At 31.5% G+C, this 10,855-nt stretch carries 10 protein-coding genes and 1 other annotated feature; of the genes, 9 read left to right on the forward strand and 1 reads right to left on the reverse strand.

Annotated features, from left to right (window positions below):
• Positions 1-2: 2 nt before the first annotated feature.
• The 4 genes from B5E79_RS10630 (at position 3) to B5E79_RS10645 (ending at position 5,554) form a co-directional block, all read left to right on the forward strand.
• A complete protein-coding gene (locus B5E79_RS10630) occupies positions 3-455 on the forward strand; it encodes a DivIVA domain-containing protein (protein WP_087245105.1) in 453 nt (150 codons plus the stop codon).
• Positions 427-632 (forward strand) — a binding site (T-box leader). (Overlaps the previous gene by 29 nt.)
• A gap of 36 nt (positions 633-668) precedes the next feature.
• Positions 669-3,401, forward strand: coding sequence for an isoleucine--tRNA ligase (gene ileS, locus B5E79_RS10635; RefSeq protein ID WP_087298010.1), 2,733 nt, complete (start codon positions 669-671; stop codon positions 3,399-3,401).
• 48 nt (positions 3,402-3,449) lie between these two features.
• Positions 3,450-4,331 carry a DMT family transporter gene (locus B5E79_RS10640; RefSeq protein ID WP_087298011.1) on the forward strand — a complete coding sequence of 294 codons (882 nt, stop codon included), beginning with the start codon at positions 3,450-3,452 and terminating at the stop codon, positions 4,329-4,331.
• Positions 4,328-5,554 carry a D-alanyl-D-alanine carboxypeptidase family protein gene (locus tag B5E79_RS10645; protein ID WP_087298012.1) on the forward strand — a complete coding sequence of 409 codons (1,227 nt, stop codon included), beginning with the start codon at positions 4,328-4,330 and terminating at the stop codon, positions 5,552-5,554. Before B5E79_RS10640 ends, B5E79_RS10645 begins: the two co-directional genes overlap by 4 nt.
• A gap of 14 nt (positions 5,555-5,568) precedes the next feature.
• On the opposite strand, the gene B5E79_RS10650 is transcribed toward B5E79_RS10645, so the two are convergent.
• On the reverse strand, positions 5,569-5,766 hold the full coding sequence (locus B5E79_RS10650) for a hypothetical protein (protein WP_087245101.1): 198 nt from the start codon (positions 5,764-5,766) through the stop codon (positions 5,569-5,571).
• Positions 5,767-5,848: 82 nt separating this feature from the next.
• Here B5E79_RS10650 and B5E79_RS10655 point away from each other — a divergent pair, with 82 nt between their 5' ends.
• The 5 genes from B5E79_RS10655 (at position 5,849) to B5E79_RS10675 (ending at position 10,641) form a co-directional block, all read left to right on the forward strand.
• The gene (locus B5E79_RS10655) at positions 5,849-6,505 is read left to right on the forward strand and encodes an HAD family hydrolase (protein WP_087298013.1); all 657 of its coding nucleotides are present in this window, start codon (positions 5,849-5,851) and stop codon (positions 6,503-6,505) included.
• A complete protein-coding gene (locus B5E79_RS10660) occupies positions 6,489-6,983 on the forward strand; it encodes a 2-thiouracil desulfurase family protein (protein ID WP_087298014.1) in 495 nt (164 codons plus the stop codon). The genes B5E79_RS10655 and B5E79_RS10660 overlap by 17 nt, the downstream gene beginning before the upstream one ends.
• Entirely contained in the window at positions 6,949-7,884 is a 936-nt protein-coding gene (locus B5E79_RS10665) for a type I phosphomannose isomerase catalytic subunit (protein WP_087298015.1), read from the forward strand. Before B5E79_RS10660 ends, B5E79_RS10665 begins: the two co-directional genes overlap by 35 nt.
• 66 nt (positions 7,885-7,950) lie before the next feature.
• Positions 7,951-9,362, forward strand: a protein-coding gene (locus B5E79_RS10670; protein ID WP_087298016.1) for an IS3 family transposase whose coding sequence is annotated in 2 segments (ribosomal slippage) — positions 7,951-8,460 and positions 8,463-9,362 — 1,410 coding nt in all. Because the reading frame shifts where the segments join, the coding sequence is not laid out codon by codon here.
• A gap of 103 nt (positions 9,363-9,465) precedes the next feature.
• Positions 9,466-10,641, forward strand: coding sequence for an NAD(P)-dependent malic enzyme (locus B5E79_RS10675; RefSeq protein WP_087298017.1), 1,176 nt, complete (start codon positions 9,466-9,468; stop codon positions 10,639-10,641).
• The last annotated feature ends 214 nt before the right edge of the window (positions 10,642-10,855 follow it).

Consider the following 10,855-nt stretch of genomic DNA (forward strand, 5'->3'; position numbering starts at 1 on the left):
GATTGGAACAATTTGATAAGCAATTTCGTGGTTATAACATTGCTGAAGTCAATGATCGTATTGGTGAATTAAAACAGGAAATTGAAAAACAAAAGGAAAGGATTCAGTCAATGGAAGAAGAAATGACTGAATTAAAAGAACAAAACACTTTACTTACAAAACAAATATCTGTACATGAGAAAACTAACGAAGAAATTGCGCGTTTGGCTTTAAAAGAAGCAAGTGAATTGATTGAAAAAGCCAAAAGAAATGCCAATATGATTCTTAAAGAATCAATGGAATATGTGCGTGGTTTGTCAAAGGATATGGATACGTTTAAACAGGAAGCTATTGATTTTAGAGCAAATGTTGTAAAAATGAGCGAAGAAATGCTAGAAACTATTGACAAATCTGAAATTTTCAGTTTAATTAAAGAAGAACAAGAAAACAAATACAATGACAAGGACAGTTTATAAGGAAAACTTACAGAGAGTTTGCAGTTGGTGAAAAGCAAATAAGGGGAACTTATAATGAATCAGCCTAAGAGTAGCTTATCTGAAATCAAGTAGGATAAGACGTTCATCGCGTTAAGATATAGAGAGCATATCTTTATGATATGAATAAAGGTGGTACCGCGTCATCACGTCCTTTAACAGGACGTTTTTTTATTTGAGAAAGGAAGGAATACAATGAATTACAAAGACACATTATTAATGCCTAAAACAGATTTTGAAATGCGTGGAAATCTTCCTAAAAAGGAGCCAGGTTACGTTCAAAGATGGCAAGAAACGCATATGTATGAAAAAGTCATTGAACAAAATCAAGGACATGATGATTTTGTTTTCCATGATGGTCCACCATATGCAAATGGAAATATGCATACTGGACATATGTTAAACAAAATTATTAAAGATGTGATTTGTCGTTATAAAAACATGCAGGGATTGTATACACCATATATTCCTGGATGGGATACACATGGTTTACCAATTGAAAATGCTATTCAAAAATTAGGTGTCAATCGTAAAGAATTAAGTACAGCAGAATTTAGAAAAAAATGTTATGAATATGCATTAAAACAAGTTGAAATTCAAAAAGAACAATGTATCCGTGTTGGAACATTTGCTGATTATGACCACCCATATTTAACATTATTACCAGAATTTGAAGCCAATCAAATTGATGTTTTCGCAAAGATGGCGATGGATGGTTTAATTTATAAAGGATTAAAACCAGTCTATTGGTCACCATCAAGTGAATCAGCTTTAGCAGAAGCTGAAGTTGAATATCATGATGTGAAAAGTCCAACTATTTTTGTGAAATTCCAGGTTAAAGATGGAAAAGGTATTTTAGATACAGATACAAGTTTTGTGATTTGGACAACAACACCTTGGACAATTCCAGCAAACCTTGCGATTTGTTTAAATGCGGATTATACGTATGCACTTGTTCAAAGTGAGAAAGGAAAATTAATTGTTTTAGAAGAACTTGTTGATTCTTTATGGGAAAAATTTGAATTAAAAGAAAAACAGATTTTAAAAACATTTAAGGGACAAGAATTAGAAATGATTACTTGTCAACATCCATTATATGATCGTGAATCATTAGTTATCTTAGGAGATCACGTTACTGCTGAAGCTGGTACAGGATGTGTTCATACTGCTCCTGGATTTGGTATGGATGACTTTATTGTTGGTCAAAAATATGGTTTAGATATTTATTGTAATGTTGATGAACACGGTTGCATGATGGAAGACTGTGGTGAATGGTTAGCTGGTCAATATGTTGATGATGCTAATAAAACAGTCACTTTAAAACTTGATGAATTAGGAGTGTTATTAAAGCTTGAATTCATTACACATAGTTATCCTCATGACTGGCGTACAAAAAAACCAATTATCTTTAGAGCAACTGACCAATGGTTCTGTTCAATTGATAAGATTAGAGAAAAATTATTAGATGAAATTGATCATGTCGAATGGTTAAATGAATGGGGTCATATTAGAATCTACAACATGATTAAAGATCGTGGTGACTGGTGTATTTCTCGTCAAAGAAGCTGGGGAGTTCCAATTCCTATTATTTATTGTGAAGATGGGACACCAATTATGGAAGAAGAAGTTTTCAAACATATTTCTGATTTATTTAGACAGTATGGTTCTAATATCTGGTTTGAAAAAGATGAAAAATTCTTGTTACCTGAAGGATATACAAATGAACATTCACCAAATGGTATCTTTAAAAAAGAAAAAGATATCATGGATGTATGGTTTGATTCAGGATCTTCTCATACAGGATGCATGAGAGAAAGAGGATATCGTTATCCAGTTGATTTATACTTTGAAGGTAGTGATCAGTATCGTGGATGGTTCAACTCATCATTGATTATTGGAACTGCAGTTTATGATAAAGCGCCTTATAAGACAGTTTTATCACATGGCTTTGTTTTAGATGGTAAAGGAAATAAAATGTCTAAATCATTAGGAAATACTGTTGATCCAATTAAACTTGTCAATCAATATGGTGCAGATATCTTAAGATTATGGGCAACTTCAGTTGCATATCAATCTGATGTTCGTATTTCTAATGATATTATGAAGCAAGTTGCTGAAAATTATCGTAAGATTAGAAACACAATGCGTTTTGTTTTAGGGAATCTTTCTGATTTTAAAGCAAGTGATTTGATTGAAATCTCAAAACTTGAAGGTGTTGATCAATACATGCTTGTTGAATTAAATCAGTTAATGAAAGGTTATGAAGAAGCCTTTAATCAATATGATTTTGCTGAAGCAAATCAATTAATTTTAAATTGCTTTACAAACACTTTAAGTGCTTTCTATATGGACTTTACAAAAGATATTCTTTATATTGAAAAAGCCGATAGCTTAAGAAGAAGACAGGTTCAAACAGTGTTATATTATTATGCAAAAACAATGATGAAATTATTATCACCAATTCTTGTCTTTACAAGTGAAGAATTACATGATCATTTCCATTGTGATGAAAATAAAGCTGAATCTATTTTCTTAGAAGCAAAACCTGAATTGCTTCCAGTAGACAATGAAGAAGTAATTAAAGAATATTATGATCGTTTCTTATTATTAAGAAAAGATGTCTTAAAATCTTTAGAAGAATTAAGAAATGCTAAAGAAATTAAATCTAATATGGAAGCAAAAGTGACTATTTGCTTAAAAGATTCATATCAAGATATGGACAAATTAGCAGATGTTTTAAAACAGCTGTTTATTGTTGCTAAAGTTCAGTTAGTCAATGATTCTACAAATCTTGAAGAATATGACACAGCTTATATTCATAGTGAAAAATTTAAAGGTGTTCAATGTCCAAGATGTTGGAATTATTTTGAAGAATCAGAAATGGAAGGCGAATTATGTCCTCGTTGTCATGATGTCATCCATGGATAAATAATAAATGGTACGATACGTACCATTTATTTTTGAAAGGGGATTGAAATGGAAAAAAATATTCAAGGAAGTTTATTGTTGCTTATAGCTGCTTTGATTTGGGGAAGTTCTTTCATTGTTATGAAAAGTGCTGTTGATTTTTTAACACCAGCAGTATTGTTGTTTTTAAGATTTTCATTGGCAGCTATTTTATTATCACTTATATTTATCAAAAAAATAAAAAAACTCAATTTTCAGCAAATCAAAGGTGGTTTGTTAACGGGGGGCTGTTTGTTTGCAGCTTATTATGTACAGACATGGGGATTGAACTATACAACACCTGGTAAAAATGCTTTTTTAACAGCTGTTTATTGTGCTATTGTTCCTTTTTTGGTATGGCTGTTTTATCATAAACGTCCTGATATTTATAATTTCATTGCAGCTTTTATTTGTGTTTTAGGGATTGGCTGTGTATCTTTAGATGAACATTTAACTATGAATATAGGTGATTTTCTCACATTATGTGGTGGTTTTTTATATGCCTGTCATATTTTACTGATCAAAAAATTTTCTAAAGGAATTGATGGAGGAGCTTTCACATCATTACAGTTTATGGGTGGTGCCATGGTTTCATTTGTTTTTGCCTTATTAACTGAAGATTTATCTATTATAACGCAAATACAGCCATCTATTTATTTGCAGATTCTTTATCTTGTTGTATTTGCTACTGCATTAACAATGTTTTGTCAGACAACGGGGCAGAAATATACAAGTGAATGTAATGCTTCATTGATTTTATCTTTGGAATCTGTATTTGGAGTCGCATTTTCAATTGCTTTTTATGGTGAAATTCTTACATTTAAAATCTTATTAGGATTTATTTTAATATTTATTGCTATTGTCATTTCAGAAACCAAGCTATCTTTTTTAAAAAGAGGAGAAATAAAATGAAAAAGATAATAACTTGTATGATTACAATGATTGTATGTCTTGGAATCGTTCCAATCCATGCAAGTGAAAATTTTCAAGTTTCTTTACACTCAAAATATGCTTATCTTTATGATCAGGAAACTCAAATGGTTTACTTAGATCAAAAAAGTCAGGATAAAATCTATCCCGCAAGTATGACAAAAATTTTAACAGTGAGTTTAGCATTAGATAAAATAACTGATATACATGAAAAGGTACGTATCACACAAGCGGATTTGGATGGACTGTTTGAGGCTGGAGCCACAATAGCTGGATTTTACGCTGGAGAACTGGTAACATATGAGGATTTGCTTTATGGTGCATTATTACCATCTGGTGCAGATGCTTGCAATGCCTTAGCACGTTTAACATATGGTTCTACTGATGGTATGGTTATGGCTATGAATCAGTTGGTAGAACAATTAAATCTAAAGAATTCTCATTTTATGAATGTAACAGGATTACATCATAATGAGCATTATACAACCGTTTATGATATGGCAATGATTTTGCATCATGCTTTGCAAAATCAAACGTTTGAAGATGTTTTTAATGCACGAACATATACCAGTTCAATGAAAAATCATACGTGGTCTTCATCTTTACAAAGAGGTTATATGAGTTATGGTTTGGATATATCACAAATTGATGGTGCAAAAAGTGGTTTTACAGATGAAGCGCAATTAACTTTAGCAAGTACCATGACTTTTAATGGACATCAATTTATTTTAGTGACAGCATATGCCAGTGGGCAATATACTCAAAATCATGTAAGAGATGCAATTACAGTTTGTCAATATCTTCATGATCATTATCATGAAATTGTTCTTTACAAAAAAGATGAAACGATTGCTGATTATTGGCTTTTACAATCTTTTCAGTTTCGCTATGAATATCAAGCTCCACAAACTTTATCTATCATTATAGATAATAATATATCGACGAAAGATTTATCTTATCAAGTAGATACATCGACTTTTTTAGTAGCACCTATGAAAAGTGGTCAAAAGATAGGGACAGTTTCAATCTATAATGATGATTATTTGCTTTATTCATATGATATGCATTTAACGGAAGATATTGAGCTATCAATGATGGAAAGAATAGCTTATTATGCTGTTATCATTTTTATTATAGGAGCATTAATCACTTGCTTGATTTTAGTTATGAAAAAAATAAAACATAAAAAAAGTGATAGACCATAAGGGAATCTATCACTTTATTTATTTTCTTTTAAATCAATAATACGATCAATACCATATCCAACAAAACGTCCTATAAAAATAATAATGACACCAATTACTGGTAAGAATGGATTTCCCCCAAATATAAAGTACCAAAGAATACATAAAAATCCAATCACATAACCAATAAATGTAAAAATGTCTGTATATTTTCTTGATTGATTATCTTGCATAAATTCACCCCATTTGACATAAAATCATTATAACATCTTTCATTATTTTTTCAATACTGTTATAATGTGAAAGGGGGTTTATATGAAAAAAGGATGTCTTTTTGATTTGGATGGAACTTTAGTTAATTCCATCACAGATTTAGCATTATCTACAAATGAAGTCTTAAAGTTACATCATTTGCCAACTCATGATATTTCTCAATATAATATGTTTGTTGGTAATGGTGTTAAGAAATTGATGGAAAGAGCTTTAGGTCCAGAACATCTAGATTTATTGGATGTTTGTCTGCAAGATTTCCAAAAAATATATCGCGAACATTGTTTAGATCATACAATACCTTATGATGGAATAGAAGAACTTATTACTTATTTAAAAAAGCAAAATATAAAATTAGCTGTTGTAACAAACAAACCACATGCTTTAGCTATTCAGATTGTAGAACATCTATTTCCTGATACTTTTGTAGCTATCTATGGACAACAGGACTTATATCCTGTCAAACCTGATCCTCAATCAACTTATATGGCATTGATGGAAATGAGACTTGATAAAAAAGATTGTTTTTTTATAGGTGATAGTCAGGTGGACATTGATACAGGATATTATGCTGGTATTGATTCTATTGGTGTAACTTGGGGATTTAGAGGGCGACAGGAATTGGAAAATGCTGGAGCTGATTATATTGTTGACAATCCTTATGAAATTATGGAGCTTATTCAAAATGAAAATAGGGGTTAGTCGATGTTTGCTAGGTGTCAATTGTACATATAGTGGAAAGAGCCATCCTCTTGATATTTTGATAGAAATGGATAAAAGACATTCCATTATACCAGTTTGTCCAGAGGTCTTAGGAGGATTACCTATTCCAAGAGATCCTGCTGAAATTCAATCTTTGGAACCATTGAAAGTTGAAACAATCAATCATCAGGATGTGACTTCTGAATATATTTTGGGTGCTCAAAAAGCGTTAGACATATTTATTAAAAATGGCGTTCAAGTGGCATTGTTGAAGTTTAGAAGTCCAAGTTGTGGTTGTGATGGTATCTATGATGGATCATTTCAACATCAATTAATCGAAGGACAAGGTGTTTTTGCTAGAATGTGTCAAAAATGTGGTATTCAGCTTTTTCATGAAAATCAAATTGAAGAATTCTTAAAATATATAGGAAAGGAAGATGATTATGGGACATATTTTAAAGATTCAACCAGTTTTTAAAGAAATGATTTGGGGTGGCCATAAATTAAGAGATGTTTATGGTTATGATATCCCAAGTGATAGCACAGGTGAGTGTTGGGCTATTTCTGGACATCAAAATGGTGATTGTACAATTAGTGATGGAGAATATCAAGGAAAAACTGTTTCTTGGTTATGGCAAAATCATCGTGAACTTTTTGGAAATGTCAATGGTGATCAATTCCCATTATTAGTTAAAATTATAGATGCAAAAGATGACTTATCAGTTCAAGTTCATCCTAATGATGAATATGCTGCCAAACATGAAAACTCATTAGGGAAAACAGAATGTTGGTATGTTTTACAAGCTGATGAAGGAACAAAAATGGTTATGGGACATCATGCTCAAACAAAAGAAGAATTTGTAAAAGCAATTGAAAATGATGATTATGACCATTTATTAAATTCTTTTGAAATTAATAAAGGAGATTTCTTCTATATTCCATCTGGAACGTTACATGCGATTTGTAGTGGTTCATTAATCTATGAAGCTCAACAATCATCAGATATTACTTATCGTGTTTATGATTATCATCGTAAAGATAAAAATGGTAATGAAAGACAATTACATGTTCAACAATCTATCGATGTCACAAATGTTCCTGCTGATTTAGAAACAAATAAGCTTTTTACAAATAGTCATTTGGATCATGGTTCAAAAACAAGATATGTGGAAAGTGAATTTTTCACTGTTGATTGTTATAGAATGGATGGGGAAAATACAATTACTAATGATAAACCATTCCAATTGGTAAGTATTCTTGAAGGTGAAGGAACATTGGAAGGTATGGAAGTGAAAAAGGGAGATCATTTTATTATATGTAGTGATCAAGAAGAAGTCACATATGATGGTAAAATGACTGTTATGATGACAACATTATAAAAGCAGATGGAAACTGAAATGAACCCCGTTATTTGGACACCCAAATAATGGAGGTTCATTTTTATTATGGCAAAACTTACAAGAGAACAAAAAATAGAATTATATGTAAAACGAAAGCAAGGACAAACTTTACCATCATTATCTAAAGAATATCAAATAAATACTCGTAATGTTGAGTATTTAATTAGATTGATAGATAAGCACGGCTTTGATATTTTGAATTCTGGAAAAAACAAATATTACTCGCCAGAGTTAAAATTAGAAATCATCAATAAAGTCATTATTGATGGTCAATCAACAATAAGTACTGCTATTGAATATGGTTTAGGTTCAACAGGTATATTGTCTAACTGGATTCGCTCGTATAAAGAGAATGGATATGTTATAGTAGAGAAAACGAGAGGAAGGCCATCTACTATGAACAAAAAAGATCAATTCAATAAAAAATACGAAGATATGACACCAGAAGAAAAAATCAAATATCTTGAAAATAGGAATCAGTATTTGGAAGCGGAAGTTGAATACCTAAAAAAATTGAGAGCTGCAGTTCAGGCAAGGAAGAATCGACAACCGAAGAAAAAGTAGCGGTAGTTTGTGAGCTGCAGCGTAAATATCCACTAAGGATTCTTCTTGAGATATCCGGATTAAAACGTTCAACATATTATTATACGTTATCCAAGACTCATAAAGATATGAAAAATGATGAAATAATGAACATTATTATCGATATCTTTTATACGCATAAAGAACGTTATGGTTATCGCAGAATAGCTTTAGAATTAAGAAATATGGGATATGTGATCAATCATAAGAAAGTCAAACGATTAATGACTGTAATGGGATTATATGCCAAAATGCCAAAAGCAAAATATAAATCATATAAAGGTGATATGAATGGTACAGTAAAGAATCTGTTACTTGATAAAGTGGTTGATGAAGAAAATCATAAGACATATTATAAGAGAAATTTTGATACAACAAGCTGCAATGAAATATGGTCTACAGATGTATCAGAATTTCATATAGCAGCCGGTAAACTTTATCTATCACCAATATTAGATTTACATAATCGAGAGATAGTATCTTTCAATATATCAACAAGTCCAAATTTTGAACAGACAAAAGATATGCTTAATAAAGCTTTTGATAAATATGATAACTTGAATAATCTTATCATTCATTCAGATCAGGGTTGGCAATATCAAATGCAGGGTTACCACAAAATGCTAGAGGAAAAAGGAATTCAACAGTCAATGTCAAGGAAAGGAAACTGTTTAGACAATTCGCCAATGGAGAACTTCTTTGGAAAGATGAAAAATGAAATGTTTTATGGGTATGAGTATACATTTGAAACATTAGATGATTTAAAAATTGCGATGGAAGAATATATCGAGTATTATAATACTCAAAGAATTACAGTAAAATTAAAAGGATTAACTCCTGTTCAATACAGGGAGCAATCCTTATTAACAGCTTAAAAAACAAATTTTAATAAGTGTCCAACAAATTGGGTTCACTTCAAACATCTGCTTTTCATTTTGTAAAAACTGTGGCATAATAGATACGAAAAGAGGGAGAAAAATGAAAGATATATATCAGGAAGCATTAGAATTACATGAAAAAACAAAAGGGAAGCTGGAAGTACAGTTAAAAGTCCCTTTAGAAGAAAGTCATGATTTATCATTAGCATATACACCAGGGGTGGCTCAGCCATGTCGTGAGATTGCGAAAAATAAAGATGATGTCTATAAATATACTTGGAAACAAAATAGTGTTGCTGTTGTCAGCGATGGAACTGCAGTTTTAGGATTAGGAGATATTGGACCAGAAGCAGCTATGCCTGTTATGGAAGGAAAAGCTGTCCTATTTAAAAAGTTTGGAAATATTGATGCTGTGCCTATCTGTTTAGATACAAAAGATCCTCAAGAAATTATTCGTACAGTTAAAGCTATTGCACCAACATTTGGTGGTATTAATCTTGAAGATATTAGTGCACCACGATGCGTAGAAATTGAAAGAACACTTATCAACGAATTAGATATTCCAGTCTTTCATGATGATCAACATGGAACAGCCATTGTTGTTACAGCTGGTTTATTGAATGCATTAAAAGTTGTTCATAAGAAAATTGAAGATATTACTGTTGTGGTAAGTGGAACTGGTGCTGCAGGAAGTTCTATTATCAAAATGATTCATGCATTGGGTGTTAAAGAAATATATGGATTTAATATCAATGGTATTGTCACAAGAGAAGATTATGATCAATATGATTTTTTAACTCAGGAACTAACTGAAATCACAAATTCTCAAGCGAAACGTATGACAATGGCAGAAGCTATGAAAGAAGCTGATGTCTTTATTGGTGTTTCAGCACCAGGTGTTTTAACACCAGAAATGGTCAAAAGTATGAAAGAAAATCCAATTGTTTTTGCGATGGCAAATCCTGAACCAGAAATTCCTTATCAGGATGCTATTGATGCTGGTGTTGCCGTCATGGGAACTGGACGCTCAGATTATCCAAATCAAATTAATAATGTTTTGGCATTTCCAGGATTGTTTAGAGGGGCTTTGGATGTAAGGGCAAGAAAAATTAGTGAAGGAATGAAATTGGCAGCGGCTCATGGTTTGGCCTCACTTGTGAGTGATGAAGAATTATCACCAACATATGTTATTCCAAATGCGTTAGATCCACGTGTGAGTCAGATTGTAGCTCAGGCTGTTGCAAAAAAGGCTATTGAAGAAGGACTTGCAAGATAAAGGCTATTTACAGCCTTTTTTGTTATGATATGATGAAAACGAAAGGGGACAATATCAACTTAAACAAAAAAAGAAAAAACATAGAGGACATTGAACCAATGTCATTAAGTTAAGATGACAATATTTAACCAGGAATTGTATGGAAATATATTTTTCCTGGTTTTTAATATTTACTCAAGCTCAAAAAGTGTAGTCTTGAAACTACATCTGTCAA

Origin of the sequence: Massilimicrobiota sp. An134 (assembly GCF_002160815.1) — a bacterium.
Classification (GTDB): Bacteria; Bacillota_I; Bacilli_A; order Erysipelotrichales; family Coprobacillaceae; genus Allocoprobacillus; species Allocoprobacillus merdigallinarum.

Bases quoted from the DNA above. Each gene is read 5' to 3' on its own strand.
- ileS (WP_087298010.1), top strand. From the start codon at position 669: ATGAATTACAAAGACACATTATTAATGCCTAAAACAGATTTTGAAATG.
- B5E79_RS10640 (WP_087298011.1), top strand. From the start codon at position 3,450: ATGGAAAAAAATATTCAAGGAAGTTTATTGTTGCTTATAGCTGCTTTG.
- B5E79_RS10645 (WP_087298012.1), top strand. From the start codon at position 4,328: ATGAAAAAGATAATAACTTGTATGATTACAATGATTGTATGTCTTGGA.
- B5E79_RS10650 (WP_087245101.1), bottom strand. From the start codon at position 5,766: ATGCAAGATAATCAATCAAGAAAATATACAGACATTTTTACATTTATT.
- B5E79_RS10655 (WP_087298013.1), top strand. From the start codon at position 5,849: ATGAAAAAAGGATGTCTTTTTGATTTGGATGGAACTTTAGTTAATTCC.
- B5E79_RS10660 (WP_087298014.1), top strand. From the start codon at position 6,489: ATGAAAATAGGGGTTAGTCGATGTTTGCTAGGTGTCAATTGTACATAT.
- B5E79_RS10665 (WP_087298015.1), top strand. From the start codon at position 6,949: ATGGGACATATTTTAAAGATTCAACCAGTTTTTAAAGAAATGATTTGG.
- B5E79_RS10675 (WP_087298017.1), top strand. From the start codon at position 9,466: ATGAAAGATATATATCAGGAAGCATTAGAATTACATGAAAAAACAAAA.